The following is a 19246-nucleotide window of genomic DNA, read 5'->3' on the forward strand; positions in this document are numbered from 1 at the left end:
TTGGAAAAGTCATGGACGGACGCTCAAGTCTCTTCTAGAAATTCGTTGCGGAGCTGATCGGGGGAAGGATTTCAGCTTGGAATGATTCTGGGAGGAATGATGAATAAGCAGACCGTTTCCGTAAATATTCATCCACTGTGGCAACCCGATGCCACGCGCATTGCAGCAAGCACGCTTGAGCGTTTTCGCTTGCTGGCAGAGGAAAGAGCAGCGCGGAAGCTTCCCGATTATCACGCGCTTCATCGCTGGTCGATTGAGGATCGAGCGGCCTTCTGGACACTGATCTGGGATTTCTGTGATGTCATTGGTGAGCGTGGTGAAACGGCGCTTTTTGATAATGGCCAAATGCGCGAAGCCAAATTCTTTCCCGATGCAAAGCTCAATTTTGCTGAAAACCTTCTGCGTCATCAGGGCGAGGGCGAAGCGATCATCTTTCGTGGCGAAGACAAGGTCGAGCGCCGGCTCACATGGAACGATCTTCATGCGCTGGTTTCAAAACTCCAACAATTCATGCTGGCGGAAGGCATAAAACCTGGCGACCGTATTGCGGGCATGATGCCCAATATGCCCGAAGCTGTGGCCTTGATGCTGGCGGCGTCCTCTATTGGTGCTGTCTGGTCTTCCTGTTCGCCCGATTTTGGCGCGCAGGGTGTGCTGGATCGCTTTGGTCAGATCGAGCCGAAATTGTTTTTCGCCTGTGACGGCTATTGGTATAATGGCAAGCGCATTGACGTGAGCGAGAAGATCATCGAAGTGACGGCTAAACTTCCCAGCAGCAAGCGCTCGGTTATCGTCACTTATTTGGGGGAGGCGGAAGCGGTTGCCGATACAGCTAAAAACGGCATTACGCTTGATGCAGCACTCGCACCTTTTGCGGCAAAAGCGCTCGAGTTCACGCGCCTGTCTTTCGATCATCCGCTTTATATTTTGTTCTCATCGGGCACGACCGGCATTCCGAAATGCATCGTGCATCGTGCCGGCGGCGTTTTATTGCAGCACCTCAAGGAACATCGCCTGCACGCGGATATTCGTGAAGGCGATCGCTTCTTCTATTTCACCACCTGCGGATGGATGATGTGGAACTGGCTGGCATCAGGCATCGCGTCGGGTGCAACGCTGGTGCTCTATGATGGCTCGCCGTTCTATCCCGATGGCAATGTGTTGTTTGACTATGCGGCGGCGGAAAAAATGACCTATTTCGGCACATCTGCAAAATTCATCGATGCGGTGCTGAAAGTAGGGCTGAATCCGCGCAAAACCCATGATCTGTCTGCTTTGCGTACCGTTTCATCGACTGGCTCGCCGCTATCGCCGGAAGGCTTTGCCTTTGTGTATGAACAGATCAAAAGCGATGTGCATTTGGCTTCGATTTCAGGCGGTACGGATATTGTTTCCTGCTTCGTGCTGGGCATTCCGACCGAACCCGTCTGGCAGGGTGAAATTCAGGGGGCGGGACTTGGCATGGCGGTTGATGTCTGGGACGATGATGGCAGGCCGGTGCGTGAGCAAAAAGGCGAACTGGTCTGCACCCGCGCTTTCCCCTGTATGCCGCTGCAATTCTGGAACGACCCGGGTAATGCCAAATATCATGCCGCTTACTTTGAGCGCTTTGACAATATCTGGTGTCATGGTGATTTTGCCGAATGGACGGAGCATAATGGTATTGTGATCCATGGTCGTTCGGATGCGACGCTTAATCCGGGTGGCGTGCGCATCGGCACAGCCGAGATTTACAATCAGGTCGAGCAAATGCCGGAAGTGGCCGAGGCTTTGTGCATTGGGCAAGACTGGGATCACGATGTGCGGGTGGTGCTGTTTGTGCGTCTGACTGAGGGCGTAGCTCTCGATGATGATCTGAAAGCGCGTATCAAAACGAAAATCCGCATTGGTGCCACGCCGCGGCACGTACCCGCGAAGATCGTTGCCGTAACCGATATTCCACGTACGAAATCCGGCAAAATCGTTGAGCTCGCCGTGCGCGACATTGTGCATGGGCGCGAGGTCAAGAACCGCGAGGCTTTGGCGAACCCTGAGGCGCTTAATCTTTATCGGGATATTGCCGAGTTGCAGCAAGATTAAGCATGATCCCGAAAAGTGGAAACCGGTTTTTGGATAAGATTGTGCTGAAAATAGTGCGAAAGAAAATTTCGTTAATCGGCAATAAATAGCCACAGAACGCCGCGCAAAGCCATTGCCTATTCAGCCTCCACAAGACACTCTGTTCGAACTACCGGGCAGAACTTGTGGAGGACGAGTATGTTTGCTTTGGGCCCAAATTGGGGGGGCATGAATTTCGGTCTTGGCGAGGAGATCGAAGCCCTGCGTGATACGGTGCGTCGCATTGCGCAAAGCCGCATTGCGCCGATTGCCGCCGAGACCGATCGTAACAACGCATTTCCCAATCATCTGTGGCGCGAAATGGGTGAGCTTGGCTTGCTGGGCGTTACGGCCCCTGAAGAGCACGGCGGTGCCGGATTGGGCTATCTGGCGCATTGCATTGCCATGGAAGAAATTAGCCGTTCCTCTGCTTCCATCGGTCTGAGTTATGGCGCGCATTCCAATCTTTGCGTCAATCAGATCACGCGCAATGGCTCTCCCGAACAACGCGCAAACTATCTTCCCAAACTCATTTCCGGCGAACATGTTGGTGCGCTTGCTATGTCCGAACCCGGTGCTGGTTCCGATGTCGTCTCAATGAAGCTTCATGCTGAAAAGCGTGGCGATAGATATGTCCTCAACGGCAACAAAATGTGGATCACCAATGGTCCTGATGCCGATGTGCTGGTGGTCTATGCCAAGACCGACCCGGCTGCTGGTTCGCGTGGCATCAGCGCCTTCATCGTAGAAAAGACGTTCAAAGGTTTTTCCACGGCGCAAAAACTCGACAAGCTCGGCATGCGCGGCTCTAACACTTGCGAACTGGTGTTTGAAGATTGTGAAGTGCCAGCCGAAAACCTGCTTGGTGAGGCAGGCAAGGGCGTCAATGTGCTGATGTCCGGCCTTGATTATGAGCGTGTGGTGCTGGCAGGTGGTCCGCTCGGTATCATGGCGGCGTGTCTTGATGTGGTTATACCTTATGTGCATGAGCGTAGGCAATTCGACCAGCCGATTGGTGAGTTCCAGCTCATACAGGGCAAGCTTGCCGATATGTATGTGCTGTTCAACGCTTCGCGCGCTTATGTCTATGCGGTGGCAGCAGCCTGTGATCGTGGTGAGACAACGCGTAAGGATGCGGCTGGCTGCATCCTCTATGCAGCTGAAAACGCTACGCAAATGGCGTTGCAGGCGATACAGGCACTCGGCGGCAACGGCTATATCAATGATTACCCAACCGGACGTCTCTTACGTGACGCGAAGCTTTATGAAATCGGTGCAGGCACCTCGGAAATCCGACGTATGCTGATCGGGCGGGAACTTTTTCAGGAGACCCGCTGATGCCGATTCTGAAATCTGAAATCTCAACGCGCAGCAACACTTTTGAAGCCAATCGCGAAGCCATGCTTGCAGCGATTGATACGGTGGCCTCAGCCTCCCGCATCGCCCTTGATGGCGGCGACGAAAAAGCACGCGAACGTCATGTCGCGCGCGGAAAATTGCTGCCGCGTGATCGTGTAGCGCAACTTCTCGATCCCGGTTCGCCGTTTCTGGAACTTGGACTAACGGCAGCGCATGGCATGTATGATGGTGCGGCACCTTCGGGTGGCATCATCACCGGTATCGGGCGCGTATCGGGCCGCGAATGCATGATCGTCTGCAACGATGCTACGGTGAAGGGCGGCACCTATTACCCGATCACGGTGAAAAAGCATCTGCGTGCGCAGGAAATCGCGGGCGAAAATCGTCTGCCCTGCATTTATCTGGTCGATTCGGGTGGTGCAAACCTGCCCAATCAGGACGAGGTTTTCCCGGATCGCGATCATTTCGGGCGCATTTTTTACAATCAGGCGCAAATGTCAGCGACAGGCATTCCGCAAATCGCTGTGGTCATGGGATCGTGCACGGCGGGCGGTGCTTATGTTCCTGCGATGAGTGATGAGACGGTGATTGTTCGTAATCAGGGCACTATTTTTCTGGCCGGACCGCCGTTAGTCAAAGCTGCGACCGGCGAGGTGGTCAGCGCGGAAGACCTTGGCGGTGGTGACACGCATACGCGGCTTTCCGGCGTTGCCGATCATCTCGCTAATGACGATGCTCATGCGCTGCAAATAGCGCGAACCATTGCCGCCAATCTCAACACTGAAAAGTGCAGCTTCATCCAAAAGGGAGATGCTGCTGCGCCGCTTTATGACCCGGAGGAAATTTTAGGCGTAGTCTCTGCCGATACCCGTATTCCCTATGATGTGCGCGAGCTTATTGCGCGACTGGTCGATGGTTCGGAGTTCGACGAGTTCAAGGTGCGATTTGGCACCACGCTGGTCTGCGGCTTTGCCAGTATCTATGGTATGCCGGTTGGCATTATCGCGAATAATGGGGTGTTGTTTTCGGAAGCCGCTTTGAAGGGCGCGCATTTCATCGAGCTTTGCTGCCAGCGCAATATTCCGATTGCGTTTTTGCAGAATATCACCGGCTTTATGGTCGGGCGAAAATATGAAGCCGAAGGCATCGCCAAGCATGGCGCAAAGCTGGTGATGGCAGTTGCTACCGCCAATGTGCCAAAAATTACCATGCTGATTGGCGCGTCCTATGGCGCGGGCAATTATGGCATGGCGGGACGAGCCTATTCGCCGCGCTTTTTGTGGACATGGCCAAACAGTCGGATCGCGGTGATGGGTGGCGAACAGGCAGCGGGGGTGCTGGCAACCGTCAAGCGCGATGGAATTGAACGCAATGACGGCACATGGTCGGTGGAAGAAGAGGCAGAGTTCAAGCGCCCGACACTGGAAATGTTCGAGCATCAGAGCCATCCGCTTTATGCGTCTGCAAGGCTTTGGGATGACGGCATTGTCGATCCGCGCAAGAGCCGCGAAGTGTTGGGCCTGTCCTTGTCAGCAACGCTGAACGCGCCCATTAAGCCGACGCGCTTCGGCGTCTTTAGAATGTGAGGGGGGGCGCGGAATGAGGAAAAATGTAAAGCGGTTTTCCGCCCGCATCCCGCGAGGGCAAAAATGATGTTTCAAAAAATACTGATTGCCAATCGCGGAGAAATTGCATGCCGGATCATTCGCACGGCGCATAGGCTTGGTATCGCGACCGTCGCGATCTATTCCGATGCTGACAAAAATACGCTGCATGTTGAAATGGCTGATGAAGCGGTGCGTGTCGGCCCGGCACAGTCTGCACAAAGCTATCTCAACATCGAAGCGATTATAAAAGCTGCCCATGATACGGGCGCGGAAGCCATTCATCCCGGTTACGGTTTTCTATCCGAAAACCCAGCCTTTGTGGAGGCGGTGGAGAAAGCAGAGCTCGTGTTCATCGGCCCATCGGCTAAAGCCATTCGCGCCATGGGGTTGAAAGATGCCGCCAAGTCACTGATGGAAAGAGCCGCTGTGCCTGTTGTGCCGGGCTATCACGGAGACAATCAGGACAACGCTTTTCTCAAAAGCCAGGCCGATGCAATCACCTATCCGGTGCTGATCAAGGCGCGCGCAGGCGGTGGTGGCAAAGGCATGCGCCGCGTGGATGATCCCGCTCATTTTTCCGCGGCACTTGAAAGTGCGCGACGCGAGGCCGAAGCTTCCTTTGGCGATGGCGCGGTGCTGATTGAAAAATACATGACCAAACCGCGCCATATCGAAGTGCAGATCTTTGGCGATAATTTTGGCAATGCAGTTCATCTTTTCGAACGCGATTGCTCGCTGCAACGCCGCCATCAGAAGGTGATTGAGGAAGCGCCTGCACCCGGTATGACGCCGGAAATGCGCACAGCCATGGGCGAGGCGGCGGTTAAGGCAGCGCTTGCTATCGGCTATTCCGGCGCAGGCACGGTGGAGTTTATTGCTGATGTCTCGGAAGGACTGCGGCCTGACCGTTTCTTCTTCATGGAAATGAACACACGGTTGCAGGTCGAACATCCCGTGACGGAAGCTATCACTTGCCTTGATCTTGTTGAATGGCAATTGCGCGTGGCGTCGGGCGAGCCGCTGCCAAAACGTCAGGACGAGCTTGCGATCAATGGCTGGGCGTTTGAGGCGCGGCTTTATGCGGAAGATCCGGCGCGTGATTTTATGCCAGCAACGGGCAGGCTTGCATTGTTCGCACCGCCTGAAAATGCGCGGGTGGATTCGGGCGTCCGTAGTGGCGATACGATCACGCCGTTTTATGATCCGATGATTGCAAAAATTATCACCCATGGCGCGACGCGCGACGAGGCCTTGAGCAGGCTTGATGCAGCCTTGAACAAGACGTGTATTGCAGGCCTCGTCACGAATAGGCAGTTTTTGACGGCACTTTGCAAGCTCGAAGCGTTTCGCAAAGGCGATGTCGATACCGGTCTGATTGCGCGAGAGACGGTAGTGCTTTTCAGGGATGAAAAGCCTTCAGAGGTCGCGTTTGCATTGGCTACCCTTGGCGCACTAGACCTACTGGATGCGCCGCAAAAAGGCGATCCATGGAGCGCTTTGCGCGGGTTTCGCCTGTGGGATGATGCATCGCGTTCCATTCTGCTTGACCATCATGGCGAGCGCCAGACGATCAGTTTTACCATCAAAGGCGACAGGTTTTTTGGCTTTACTTTTGGTGATCTGGAAATCTGTTCTTACGATAATGGTCTGGTGCGCTTTTCGATGGATGGTCGGACTGAACAAGCGTCGGTCTTTCGGCTCAAGCATGACGTGAGCGTTCAGTTGAATGGTCGCGATGCCATATTTCATCATGTGCAGTCTGTCGGTGCGGAAGAGGACACATCCCGCGAAAGCCGCATTCTGGCTCCGATGCCCGGTCTGGTTCGGCTGGTTTCTGTCGTTGAAGGAGCAAGTGTCGCCAAGGGCGATGCCTTGGTGACGATGGAAGCAATGAAGATGGAACTCTTACTCACCGCGCCGCGTGACGGCAAAATTCTGTCTGTCGGTGTTGCGGTGGGCGATCAGATCAATGAGGGCGCGGTTCTCGTAGAATTGGAGGAACAACATGGCTGAATACGTAGAAATCGTTGAAATGGTAGCCCGTGATGGTTTGCAAAACGAAAAGGGTTTTGTGCCGACTGCCGACAAGATTGCTCTGATTGATCGCCTGTCCAGTTGCGGCTATTCCCGCATTGAAGCCACGAGTTTTGTTAGCCCGAAATGGGTGCCGCAACTGGCCGATGCCGTAGAAGTCATGGCCGGTATCCGCCGCGCCGACAGCGTTCGTTATGCAGCGCTGGTGCCCAATATGAAGGGCTATGAACTGGCTGCGAGCGCCAATGTCGATGAAATTGCTGTTTTCATCTCCGCTTCCGAAGGCTTCTCCAAAGCCAATATCAATTGCTCGATAGCCGAAAGCATCGAACGACTGGCCCCGGTCATAGGTGCCGCCATCAATGACGGTCTGGCCATCCGCGGCTATGTGAGCTGTGTGGTGGAATGTCCTTACGATGGACCGACAGCACCACAGGCGGTGGCAGATGTGACGGAGCAGCTTTTTTCGCTAGGCTGTCATGAAGTGAGCCTTGGCGACACCATCGGGCGCGGGACGCCGGAAAGCATTGGCACGATGCTCGATGCAGTGTTGAACGTCGCTACGCCGCACAGCCTTGCCGGTCATTACCACGATACGGGTGGTCGGGCGCTCGACAATATCCGCGTCAGTCTCGAAAAGGGCCTGCGGGTCTTCGATGCCTCTGTGGGTGGTCTTGGCGGCTGTCCTTTTGCGCCGGGTGCTAAGGGAAATGTCGATACCGTTGCGGCGGTCGAAATGCTGCATCAACTTGGTTTTGAAACCGGCCTTGACATCGACAAGCTCAGATCGGCTGCATTGTTGGCACAAGTGTTTCGTCAGGACAAAGCCGCATGATGGACTTTGAGACGATCCAGATTGATGTTGACGCGCGGGGTGTCGCAACGCTGACACTTAATCGCCCTGAACAGCACAATGCGCTTTCGGGTCAAATGATCGATGAGCTTCTGAGCGCAAGCTTGCAACTGGCGAATGATAACGCCGTGCGCCTTGTGGTTCTCACCGGCAGCGGTACGAGCTTTTGTGCCGGCGGTGATCTTGGCTGGATGCAGGAACAGGTTCATGCAACGCGTGCGCAACGCATCGAGGCGGCGCGTAAACTCGCTTTGATGCTGAAAGCTTTGCGCGATCTGCCCAAGCCTTTGATCGGGCGGATCAATGGACAGGCGTATGGCGGCGGCATAGGTCTTATCAGCGTGTGCGATGCAGCGACTGGCGTGGATGGCGCGCGCTTCGGGCTGACGGAAACAAAACTTGGCCTGATCCCGGCAACCATCAGCCCTTATGTGGTGGCGCGGATTGGTTCGGCGCATGCGCTGCGCACATTGACTTCCGCGCGGTTGTTTGATGCCGATGAGGCAAAGCAAATCGGATTGCTGCATCAGGTGGTTGAGGCAGAGCGGCTCGATGAAGCCATAGAGGCGGAAATCCAACCCTATTTCTCAACGGCTCCTGCTGCGGTGAGCGCCTCGAAACGGCTCATACATGCGTTGAGCGCGCCGATAGACGAGGCGGTGATAGAAATGACGCTGACCCGTCTTGCCGATACATGGGAAACACAGGAGGCCGCAGAGGGAATCGCGGCCTATTTTGCAAAGGTTTCACCGTCATGGAAAAGAGGAGGATAAGCATTTATTGGGAGGCCGATTTTCGTTGTAGTTGCGGGCACTTGAGCCCTTGCAATCGGAAGCCGGAAATGCATTCTTATTACATCATGAAAGCGCGCTCCCGTTCTGGAGCACGATTCCGAAAGAGCAATGTGATTTCGGATAATATTATGCCTCTGGCGCCTTAAAAGGGTAAAGGGGTGGCGTGCTTTTGGATTGACCCTTTAAGATCGTATGATTGAAATCAAAGGGAGGGCCCGGCAAAACGGCGGCGCACAGACGCTGCGATTTGACCGGCATGGGTTGTCTGAGGTCATCGGGAAAACGAGGCCTCACAAAGGAGAAAAAGAATGAACCTCAAGCTTCTTTCCAGCGTAGCTTTTGCCGCCACACTCGGCTTCGCCAGCGCTGCTTATGCGGACATCACGATTGGCCTCGTCGCACCGCTCACAGGTCCGGTTGCTGCTTACGGCGATCAGGTCAAGAAGGGTGCTGAAACCGCTGTTGAAGTCATCAATGCGAAAGGTGGCATCAAGGGCGAAAAGATCGTTTTGAAATTTGCCGACGATGCCGGTGAACCGAAGCAGGGCGTTTCTGCCGCTAACCAGATCGTTGGCGATGGCATCAAGTTTGTCGTTGGTCCGGTCACGACCGGTGTTGCGATCCCTGTTTCCGATGTGTTCGCGGAAAACGGTGTTCTGATGGTTACGCCAACTGCAACTGGTCCTGATCTGACAGCGCGCGGTCTGGAAACAGTGTTCCGTACCTGTGGTCGCGATGACCAGCAGGCGGACGTTATGGCTGACTACTTCCTGAAGAACTTCAAGGACAAGAAGGTCGCTGTCGTCCACGATAAGGGCGCTTACGGCAAAGGTCTGGCTGATTCCTTCAAGGCTGCGATCAACAAGGGCGGCGTTACTGAAGTTCAGTATGATTCGGTTACTCCGGGCGACAAGGACTTCAGCGCACTGGTCTCCAAGCTGAAAGCTGCCGGCACCGAAATCGTTTATTTCGGTGGCTATCATGGTGAAGGCGGTCTTCTGGCCCGCCAGTTGCATGATGCTGGTCTGAATGCACTGATTCTCGGCGGTGAAGGCCTGTCCAACACTGAGTTTTGGGCGATTGGTCAGAAGAATGCTGAAGGCACACTTTTCACCAATGCCGTTGATGCAACGAAGAATCCAGCTTCCAAGGAAGCAGTCGATGCACTGACCGCTAAGAACATTCCAGTCGAAGCATTCACCATGAATGCCTATGCCGCTGTTCAGGTTCTGGCAGATGGTATTGAACGCGCTGGCACAACCGACGATGTAGCAGCTGTTGCAAAAGTCCTTCGTGACGGTCAGCCAATCGAAACGGTTATTGGCAAGCTGACCTATGGTGAGACGGGTGATCTGTCTTCACCAAGCTTTGACGTATTTAAGTGGTCGGATGGCAAGATCGTCGGTCTCGACTGATCTTTCATATCACTTGAATAAAACGCCGGGGTATATCTCCGGCGTTTTTCTTATGGACCCGCTCGTGTGGAGGTACACACCACGCCCGAGTATCTGAAGTTTTCAGGAGCTGGAAAAACCAAGTTCTGCTTCTATAGCCTCGAACGTGTCTTCCATCGCGTGGGTCGGACTGAATGGAAGTCCGAAATGACCATAAGAAATCGACATTTGCCCCTCCGCTCTGCGCTCACCTCGTTTTGCAACCGCCGCAACATAGAGTGCAGCAGCAAGACCAGTTCGGTCTGATCCGGCTTTGCAATGAATGAGAATTGGCTTTTCGGCCTTTTGCATCAAGGCAATCAGAGCGCGAGTTTGCTCACTGGTGAGTTGTCGGCTTGATGACATCTCATAGTCTGCATGCTGAATTCCCAGCACATTTGAAGTTGCAACTTCATCATCGTACCACTTTGAACCCGGCTCGGCACCGCGCAGATTGATAATTGTCCTGATACCGTAAAGCGATTGTAGCTGCGCAATCCGCAAAGGATCAGGCTGATTTGAACGATAAGCCTCTCTGTCAATGATTGTGTGGACATTGCCTTTATACTGGATCGTTATGAGGTAGCCGCCCAAAAAGCTCGAACCGACGACTCCGCTGAGGCCAATCAGGCAAATACGACTAAGCGAAAAAAATGCGTATCTTTTGAAGAAGTTCATGAATTTTCTTTAATATAAGTCGCTAATACAAAGGCAATGTATAATTTTACTTGTATTTCTTCCAAGATATATTAAAATTATGGCGCAATATGGAAATTTAAAATTTTATATTTAGTCGTGTGTTGCTTTTTTTTTAAATTGGTAAGGCTGCACCTGCGGGAGGAAAGAAACTTATCTTCTGAGGGAGGCAATTCCTTTTTGCATCTCTCGTGAATGGTAAGCTTCGGTTAACCATGCTGGTTTAGTCTGTATCAAAATGGGGCATTTGGCGGAGCAGGTTCGATGCAGCGCTATAGATTTGATGATAAAAGAGTTTTGATCGAAGCCATAGTTGAGCTTCTCAATAAAGGCGTGGAGCCTGATGAGCTCGATTTGGTGTTGAGTAGGATAGGTCCCGTGGATCTTGATCTGATGCGCCAATGTTTGATCGAAGTCTGGAACTATAATCATCCCCAGCCGGATCAAACGCCGATGGCTGCTTAACTCTGAGCGTGTCGCGGAAAGTATGAAACGGCTCTCGGAGAAGGGTGCGCTTGAAAAAAAGTGGGATCCTGATCTCATTCAATCGGATTGAAAAGCGCTTTAGAGCATATTGCCCAAAAGCGAGCATCAGCTTTGCGGGGAAATCAGCAAACTGGACTGATTTCTGTTCCTGCTTTGATCCGATATCACTATGCGTGAAAACAAACAGATAGAGCGAGCGCTGTGGTTATGACGGGATGCGGTGCGCCAGCTACGTATTTCGTGTAGGCAGTGAGCTTTCGGATTATGCTTTTTGAGAAAAAGATAATCTGCTTGTAAATGTCACAATCTTGAAACGGAACGATGCTAACTCTGGTCTTGTATCGGGAATTCATTCGGTAACGCGACCACGGATGTAATGGCGCAACCAGAATGAAAGCGGAAGGTCGGGTTCAACCCGGCCTTTTTCGTTTTGCACTGCAGGGAAATGCTTCACAGATGTCTCATTGATAGCTAATCTCGCGCATCATTCATGGAGATACAATCACAATGATACGTCACATCGTTCTTATTCGGTTCAGATCCGATGTCGAAGCTGTGGAGATTAAGGCCGCTTTTCGTGAGGTGGTCGCTTTGCAGGAAAAGATAGACGGTATTGTTACGGTCAATGCTGGAAGTAATGTTAGCCCTGAATCTTTGGAAAAAGGATTCAGGCACGCCTTTGTCGTGGATTTCACCGATGCAGCGGCGCGTGATGCCTATCTTCCTCATCCCGATCATGTGGTTGTGGGTGCAAAGCTTGTTGAACTTGCAGAAAATGGCCTCGATGGTATTCTTGTGTTCGATTATAGTTTCTAGAGCACATCCCGAAAAGTGGGAACCAGTTTTCGGAACAGGGTGTGCGTAAAAACAATAAAGATAGAGCATAGTCTGACTGGAGCGGAGCGATGATCGATAAAGCTATGCTTCAAGACAGCGCCTTTAAAGCACCGACTTGCTTCAATCAGTTCAAAATTATCACTAAAGCAGTAGCCCGCCGACACCCATTTTTCCCAGGTCATCGGCTTTGAGATCAATCCCGCCCATCAGCAGATCCAGTATCCAATCAAGGCTGTTTTCGCGCGCGCTTCTTGCCGATCCCGGCGCGACGACAATGTATTTGTCACCAAGCTTCCCGAGAACGAGAAGATTGCCAGGATCAACCGGCATGCCAATGCGCAAAATCTCTCCACCCGATGCAAGAATGGAACGGGGAACAATATCAGCTTCATCGGCTATCGATGAGGCGCTGAATATGAGGATCAAATCGCAGATGTGTGAGAGTTCAAGGATTGCTTGCGCAAGTGCATTCTGTTCATGAATGACACGCCGCTCAGCACCTACCGAACCATTATTATGCGCAACACGCTGGGCGATCAGTTTGCTCGTCTTGTCGAGAACGGTATCGCGTATAGATGGCAATTGCGACTGAAGAATTCCGATTTTCAAAGCTTTGAACGGATTTACATCAAGGATATTGTGCGCGGTTAAAGGCCTGTGCAAGCTCGCAATGAGTTTTGCTGGAACCGCAAACGGAATGATTTTAACGGTGGCGACCATCTGGCCTTTTTTAACGCGGCAATTATTGCGCAATGTTGCAACGGAAATGCGCGGATCAAGAAGGTTAATCGCGTCTACGTCCTTTGTCTCTGCGCGGAAAAGTCCATCATAACGAGCAAAAAGATTGATGCGACCTGTCACTGCTGTTCCGGGTTCAATATTTTCCGAGATCAGTAAATTGCCGATTGCAAGAGCTGCTTCGTCTTCGCTGACGTCGTCTTCTTCAAGATGCGCTGCAAAAACATGCGTGATGCCTTGTTGTTGCAGTATATCGAGATGATCACGGGTTAAAACGGTGCCTTTACGAAAGCTGTGCGTGCCTGCTGCTACGGCATAGCCAAGCATCGCACCTTCGGTTTCTTCAATCGGCCAGTTGCCAAAAATCATAAGCGTTCCGTTAATTTAACTGCCTGCAAGTGTACTCCATAACATTAAATCCATGCTGGAATCGACCAGAGTCGACTGGTCTGTAAAATTTGTGGAGTTATTCTGGAATTTGTGCTAGTTACAATACTGTAAGCTTTTCAAATTTGGTTCAGTTAATTTTTATCATATAAAATAACCTACATTAGTATTGTTTAATCTTCATGAATTCTTATCAGCGCGATCTTTGATTAATCCTCAATCACGATCAGTTTAACACTGGATATCGTCTTGAAAATTTAGATTTGAACTTGTAGAGAGCCGCCGACGGGAGCTGGTTTTATCCAGTTTGATTCTGGAACGGTCGATGATGACTCACAAAGAGCGTGCAGCCGCGACATTTCGATCCAGTACATTTTTAGTCTGGCACGTGACAAACAGAATTATTCGTTATAACGGTACTTTTGAAATTTTCAGAATTTACCGAAATATAGGAAATGACGCATGCGCTAGAGCTGAAGCTTTATGCGCAGGATGGAAAGACAAATGAAACACGGCACCCCCCGGACGATCGTTTCGTTCGCCGTCTTGGCCCTCACGGCGCTCCTCGCCGGCTGCGAGAACCAGGTTCTGCTCTCTCCGAAGGGAGAGATCGGTTTGGCGGAACGCGATCTTATGTATTTTGCAACCGGCCTTATGCTGCTGGTCGTAATTCCGGTCATCGGCATGACGCTCTACTTCGCCTGGAAGTACCGCGCCACGAATGAAAAAGCGGAATACGCACCTGACTGGCATCACTCGAATAAGATTGAAGCTGCAGTCTGGCTGATTCCTGTTTTTATCATCGTCGTGCTTGGCACGGTGACATGGATCGCCACGCACAAGCTTGATCCCTATCGTCCGCTGGAATCCAGTGTGAAGCCGATCAATGTCGAAGTTGTTGCGCTCGATTGGAAGTGGCTCTTCATCTATCCGGATCTGGGTGTTGCTTCGGTCAATGAGATGGCGATGCCTGTGGATGTTCCTGTCAATTTCAAGCTGACATCCAGCAATATTATGAACTCCTTCTTTATTCCGGTGCTCGGAAGTCAGGTCTATTCCATGCCAAGCATGCAGACCAAGCTTCATCTGATCGCTAACCATGAAGGTGTTTTCGACGGTATTTCCGCTAATTATAGCGGTCAGGGCTTTGCCCAGATGCGCTTTAAGGCGCTTTCGCTTGATCAGGCTGGCTTTGATAAGTGGATTGCCGATGCCAAGGCTTCCGGTCAGGAATTGTCGCGTGAGCGTTACGCTTCGTTGGTTCAGCCGAGCGAAAAGGCACCGGTTCAGTATTTCGCCTATAACGACAAAGCACTGTTTCACAACATCGTAAATCGTTGCTGGGATGGTAAGTCGGTCTGTATTGATGATCTGATGCATCAGGAGCAGATGGTACGTGAAGCCCGTGCAGACCTGCGCAAGTCTTCACCAGTCGATTTTAGCCAGTGGGCAAATGACATTCTTTGCCTGACCCAGCCGCAGCGTATGACGCAGCTTGAAAACTGATTTGCCGACGCGGCCTCTGCCCCGGATATCTGGTCCGGGGTTAAGCCGTTGATCGCACTCCAATCGAAGTAAGAATAGAAATGTTCGGAAAACTTACGCTCGAAGCGATCCCCTATCACGAGCCTATCATCATGGTCACTTTGACCGCGGTGGCCGGTGGGGCACTCGCTATTCTCGCAGCCATTACCTACTATCAAAAGTGGGGCGTTCTTTGGAACGACTGGCTGACCTCTGTCGATCACAAGCGTGTCGGCATCATGTATATTATTCTGGCTTTCGTGATGCTGTTCCGCGGCTTCTCGGATGCTGTCATGATGCGCGCACAGCAGGCAATTGCCTCTGGCGCCAATGAAGGCTTTCTGCCGCCGCATCACTACGACCAGATTTTCACTGCGCATGGCGTGATCATGATCTTCTTCGTGGCGATGCCGTTTGTCGTTGGCCTGATGAACTTTGCTGTGCCACTTCAGATCGGTGCACGCGACGTTGCTTTCCCATACCTCAACTCGTTGAGCTTCTGGTTGACTGTTGCTGGTGCGATCCTGATCAATCTGTCGCTTGGTATTGGTGAATTCGCAAAAACCGGGTGGTTGGCCTATCCACCGCTTTCAGGCATTGAGTTCAGTCCGGATGTCGGTGTCGATTATTATATCTGGGCCTTGCAGATTTCCGGTATGGGTACGCTGCTTTCCGGCGTCAATCTGATCACAACCATCATTAAGATGCGTGCGCCAGGCATGGGCATGATGCAGGTTCCGGTTTTCACCTGGACTGCACTTTGCTCGAACGTTCTGATTGTGGCTGCGTTCCCGATCCTGACTGTTACGCTCGCTCTGCTTTCACTCGACCGCTATCTGGATTTCCACTTCTTCACCAATGATGCTGGTGGAAATCCGATGATGTATGTGAACCTGATCTGGATCTGGGGTCACCCGGAAGTCTATATTCTGGTTCTGCCGGCATTTGGTGTGTTTTCGGAAGTTGTTTCGACCTTCACCGGCAAGCGCCTCTTCGGCTACACGTCGATGGTTTACGCAACCGTTGCGATTACAGTTCTCTCGTTCCTCGTCTGGGTGCACCACTTCTTCACTATGGGCGGCGGCGCAAGCGTCAATGCCTTCTTCGGTGTTGCAACCATGATCATCTCGATCCCGACCGGTGCAAAAGTCTTCAACTGGCTGTTCACCATGTATAAGGGCCGCATCCAGTTCACCACCCCGATGTACTGGACGATCGGCTTCATGTGTACCTTCGTTGTCGGTGGTATGACGGGCGTTCTGCTTGCTGTTCCACCTGCAGATTTCGTGCTGCATAACTCTGTATTCCTGGTCGCGCACTTTCATAACGTGATCATCTCTGGCGTGCTGTTTGGTTGTTTTGCTGGTCTTAGTTTCTGGTGGCCAAAGGCCTTCGGTTTCAAGCTGCATGAAGGCCTTGGCCGTAAAGCATTCTGGTGCTGGCTCGTTGGCTTCATTCTCGCATTCATGCCGCTCTACGTGCTCGGCCTGATGGGTATGACACGTCGTCTGAACCACACGGAAAATCCAGCCTGGCACATCTATCTGATTGTTGCTGCCATCGGTGTTGCGATTGTTCTGTGCGGTATTGTCTTCCAGGTTCTCCAGATCATGATTTCCATCCGCGATCGTGAAAAGCTGCGTGACACCAATGGCGATTCATGGGGCAATGGCCGTACGCTGGAATGGTCGACATCTTCACCGCCACCATTCTACAACTTCGCTGAAATACCACATGTTCGTGATCACGACAGTTGGTGGGATATGAAGCAGAACGGCTATGTTCGTCGTACTGAGAAGTTCGCCCGCATTCACATGCCGAGAAACACCGGCACGGGCTTCATCATCGGTATGCTGACCATCCCGCTTGGTTTTGCTCTGATATGGCATATCTGGTGGTTGGCAATCGCAGCATCTGTTGGTGTTCTCGCTGTCGCTATCGCCCATTCTTTCAACAATGACAGGGACTATTATGTCTCGGCCGATGAAGTGCAGCGCGTCGAAGACGCACGCACACGGCAATTGAATGCTCAGGAGGCCTGATCCATGAGCGCTACCGTTAATCTGAAAGTTCCCTTCAAGGGCGGCAACGAGCATCCGGCTCACGAAGATCATCATGATGCAGGGTCGACCACACTGGTCGGCTTCTGGATCTATCTGATGAGCGACTGCATTCTCTTCTCGGGGCTTTTTGCCACGTATGCTGTTCTGGCGCACCAGTTTGCGGGCGGTCCGACCGGCCGTGAACTGTTCGACCTGAACTTCGTACTGACCGAAACGATGATCCTGCTGGCATCCTCGCTGACCTATGGTCTGGCGACGTTGTCCATGTACAGGAACAATCGTGCAGGCGTACTGCTTTGGCTCGGCGTTACCTTCCTGCTCGGTGCAGCGTTTTTGATAATGGAAATCTATGAATTCCATCACCTGATCGTTGAAGGTGCAGGTCCAAGCCGCAGTGCGTTTCTATCGGCCTTCTTTGCGCTGGTCGGAACCCACGGTCTGCATATTACTTCCGGTCTGATCTGGATTCTGGTGCTCTCCGCCCAGCTTCTGCGTGATGGTCTGACTGAAACAAACCGGACGCGCGTGATGTGCCTCAGCCTCTTCTGGCACTTCCTGGACATCATCTGGATCGGCGTCTTTACCCTTGTCTATCTGTTGGGTGTATTGTGATGAGCTCTGGACACGAAACACACGATCAAGCCGCACATGGCAGCCTCAAGTCCTACCTGATTGGTCTGACACTGGCGATCATTCTCACCATCATTCCGTTTATGCTGGCGATGAATGGCTATTTTACGCCAGCAACAACCGCAGCGATTGTCATTGGTATGGCAGCTGTTCAGATCGTGGTGCATCTGGTTTACTTCCTGCACCTTGATCCGAAGTCGGAAAATGGCTGGAATATTCTGGCGCTCATTTTCACGGTTATCATTCTGGCGATCGTGCTTGCAGGCTCTATCTGGGTCATGCATCATCTCGATACCAATATGATGCCGATGTATATGACACCGGACGATGCGCGTAATCTGCCATAAGCAATTTTCAGAAGGCCTTCTCCGGTTGGCCTTCTGTTACCGCACCGGTCCAAAATAGGGATCGCTTTTGGCAAAGCACGATGCGCAACCTAATAATCTGGAAGGTCGTTTGTGGGTCCGAAAGGACGCATGGCGCTCTAGTGGAAACCAGGTCTGACGGCCCGGTTCTGCGGCTTTTTTCCTCCCTCTCCCCCTTAAAAAGCCGCATGGCGCCCCGGTTCCCTCCGGGGCGCTTTTTGTTGATGCAAGCTTCCAGTTACTTCAAATAAAAAATTATGTATAATTTTAATAAAAATGCTATTTTGCTCATTATTGCATCTATATTTACTATAGATTGGCAAATATTTGCATTTATCCATTTTTTGATGTATGAATTGCATTATTGATTTCTTCGCGTTGCATTTTACTGCTGCATATTTGGAGAATTGGCAATGTTTTTATTTAAGATAATACTTAAGAATAAGATTTTCGGCGCATTGATTTTTGCTTCGGTAATAGCTGTTCCGGCACTAGCTTTTGCAGCGCCCGCAACAGTAACGGCGAATGTAAATGTCCGCAGCGGTCCCGGGGTGAATTATGGACGGCTTGCCGCATTGCCTGCGGGTATCCGAGTTGATGCAGGACCATGTGGTGGTGGTTGGTGCCAGATAAACAACCGTGGTTGGGTTTCAGCACGTTTCGTAAGCTTTGGAGGATATGCACGAGGTCCCGGCTATCCTTCTACCCCCTATCCTTACAATCCTTATCCCTCGGACTATTATCCCTCAACGTCCAGCACGACTTTGATTATTGGTGGCGGTGGCTGGGGACCGGGTTATGGTTGGAACCGCGGGTGGGGTCCGGGTAGCGATCCTTATTGGGGCCGTCGAATGGGTCACGGCGGTTATCCTGGTTGGCGTCCAGTGCCGGGTCCAAGATATGATCCTTATGCGCGATCGAATTCTGGCCAGCGTGCATGGAATCCAGCATGGGGTGTCGGTCCGTCAAGGCGACCCGGTTGGTCAGGGTCAAATGGCCACTACCGGATTGGAACTGGCGTTCGGCCAGAGTTCGGTAATGTACGCCCGTTTCATTCCGGACGCTAACCCAACAAAAATATCACATTTCAGGTCATTATCCTCCCCTGACCCATGACCTGAGAAGCGGCCTGCCGGATACTCCTCCCTCCGGCGGGCCGCGATCATTTTACGCTATAAACGCTCTCCATTAACGCTCCCCGTTAACGCTCCATTGACTCAATCTATTCACAATAGGGGATAAATGACTTTAGGCTTTGGAGGAGCTTTGCGATTCTTGGCAAGCCGCCGCGTAAGTTCGGCTTCTTTTGGATAAATGCTCGTCCAGACCTGAAATGTCATGCA

Annotated in this window: 16 protein-coding genes; 14 read left to right on the forward strand and 2 right to left on the reverse strand. The window is 52.0% G+C overall.

The window, feature by feature from the left end; all coding sequences use genetic code 11:
• Positions 1 to 96 precede the first annotated feature (96 nt).
• The 7 genes from CEV31_RS05785 to CEV31_RS05815 all read left to right on the forward strand — a co-directional run bounded on the left by CEV31_RS05785 (position 97) and on the right by CEV31_RS05815 (position 10159).
• A complete protein-coding gene (locus CEV31_RS05785; protein ID WP_374846867.1) occupies positions 97 to 2079 on the forward strand; it encodes an acetoacetate--CoA ligase in 1983 nt (660 codons plus the stop codon).
• Between the two features lie 177 nt (positions 2080 to 2256).
• Complete coding sequence (locus tag CEV31_RS05790; protein ID WP_094506053.1) at positions 2257 to 3435, forward strand: isovaleryl-CoA dehydrogenase; 1179 nt, start codon at positions 2257 to 2259, stop codon at positions 3433 to 3435.
• Positions 3435 to 5042 (forward strand): carboxyl transferase domain-containing protein, encoded by a 1608-nt coding sequence (locus CEV31_RS05795; RefSeq protein WP_094506055.1) that lies wholly within the window; start codon positions 3435 to 3437, stop codon positions 5040 to 5042. Before CEV31_RS05790 ends, CEV31_RS05795 begins: the two co-directional genes overlap by 1 nt.
• A 66-nt stretch (positions 5043 to 5108) precedes the next feature.
• Positions 5109 to 7076 (forward strand): acetyl/propionyl/methylcrotonyl-CoA carboxylase subunit alpha, encoded by a 1968-nt coding sequence (locus tag CEV31_RS05800; RefSeq protein ID WP_094506529.1) that lies wholly within the window; start codon positions 5109 to 5111, stop codon positions 7074 to 7076.
• Positions 7069 to 7932, forward strand: a complete 864-nt coding sequence (locus tag CEV31_RS05805) for a hydroxymethylglutaryl-CoA lyase (RefSeq protein WP_094506056.1) — start codon at positions 7069 to 7071, stop codon at positions 7930 to 7932. The genes CEV31_RS05800 and CEV31_RS05805 overlap by 8 nt, the downstream gene beginning before the upstream one ends.
• Entirely contained in the window at positions 7929 to 8723 is a 795-nt protein-coding gene (locus tag CEV31_RS05810) for a crotonase/enoyl-CoA hydratase family protein (RefSeq protein WP_094506058.1), read from the forward strand. The genes CEV31_RS05805 and CEV31_RS05810 overlap by 4 nt, the downstream gene beginning before the upstream one ends.
• 329 nt (positions 8724 to 9052) lie before the next feature.
• A complete protein-coding gene (locus CEV31_RS05815; protein WP_094506059.1) occupies positions 9053 to 10159 on the forward strand; it encodes an ABC transporter substrate-binding protein in 1107 nt (368 codons plus the stop codon).
• A 102-nt stretch (positions 10160 to 10261) separates the two neighbouring features.
• On the opposite strand, the gene CEV31_RS05820 is transcribed toward CEV31_RS05815, so the two are convergent.
• Positions 10262 to 10855, reverse strand: coding sequence for a tyrosine-protein phosphatase (locus tag CEV31_RS05820; RefSeq protein WP_094506061.1), 594 nt, complete (start codon positions 10853 to 10855; stop codon positions 10262 to 10264).
• A gap of 282 nt (positions 10856 to 11137) precedes the next feature.
• On the opposite strand from CEV31_RS05820, the gene CEV31_RS05825 reads away from it, so the two are divergent.
• Positions 11138 to 11338, forward strand: a complete 201-nt coding sequence (locus CEV31_RS05825) for a hypothetical protein (protein ID WP_094506063.1) — start codon at positions 11138 to 11140, stop codon at positions 11336 to 11338.
• Between the two features lie 528 nt (positions 11339 to 11866).
• Positions 11867 to 12175, forward strand: coding sequence for a Dabb family protein (locus tag CEV31_RS05830; protein ID WP_094506064.1), 309 nt, complete (start codon positions 11867 to 11869; stop codon positions 12173 to 12175).
• A gap of 162 nt (positions 12176 to 12337) precedes the next feature.
• On the opposite strand, the gene CEV31_RS05835 is transcribed toward CEV31_RS05830, so the two are convergent.
• Complete coding sequence (locus CEV31_RS05835; RefSeq protein WP_094506065.1) at positions 12338 to 13303, reverse strand: molybdopterin-binding protein; 966 nt, start codon at positions 13301 to 13303, stop codon at positions 12338 to 12340.
• Between the two features lie 522 nt (positions 13304 to 13825).
• Between CEV31_RS05835 and cyoA the strand changes: the two genes are divergently transcribed.
• The 5 genes from cyoA (at position 13826) to CEV31_RS05860 (ending at position 18970) form a co-directional block, all read left to right on the forward strand.
• Positions 13826 to 14827 carry a ubiquinol oxidase subunit II gene (gene cyoA, locus CEV31_RS05840; protein WP_094506530.1) on the forward strand — a complete coding sequence of 334 codons (1002 nt, stop codon included), beginning with the start codon at positions 13826 to 13828 and terminating at the stop codon, positions 14825 to 14827.
• An 80-nt stretch (positions 14828 to 14907) separates the two neighbouring features.
• A complete protein-coding gene (gene cyoB, locus CEV31_RS05845) occupies positions 14908 to 16887 on the forward strand; it encodes a cytochrome o ubiquinol oxidase subunit I (protein WP_094506067.1) in 1980 nt (659 codons plus the stop codon).
• Positions 16888 to 16890: 3 nt separating this feature from the next.
• On the forward strand, positions 16891 to 17520 hold the full coding sequence (cyoC, locus tag CEV31_RS05850) for a cytochrome o ubiquinol oxidase subunit III (RefSeq protein ID WP_094506069.1): 630 nt from the start codon (positions 16891 to 16893) through the stop codon (positions 17518 to 17520).
• Positions 17520 to 17885, forward strand: coding sequence for a cytochrome o ubiquinol oxidase subunit IV (gene cyoD / locus CEV31_RS05855; RefSeq protein ID WP_094506070.1), 366 nt, complete (start codon positions 17520 to 17522; stop codon positions 17883 to 17885). Before cyoC ends, cyoD begins: the two co-directional genes overlap by 1 nt.
• Before the next feature lie 431 nt (positions 17886 to 18316).
• Positions 18317 to 18970: an SH3 domain-containing protein gene (locus CEV31_RS05860; RefSeq protein WP_094506072.1), complete on the forward strand. Its 654-nt coding sequence runs from the start codon at positions 18317 to 18319 to the stop codon at positions 18968 to 18970.
• The last annotated feature ends 276 nt before the right edge of the window (positions 18971 to 19246 follow it).

This window comes from Brucella thiophenivorans, from assembly GCF_002252445.1.
Taxonomy (GTDB): domain Bacteria; phylum Pseudomonadota; class Alphaproteobacteria; order Rhizobiales; family Rhizobiaceae; genus Brucella; species Brucella thiophenivorans.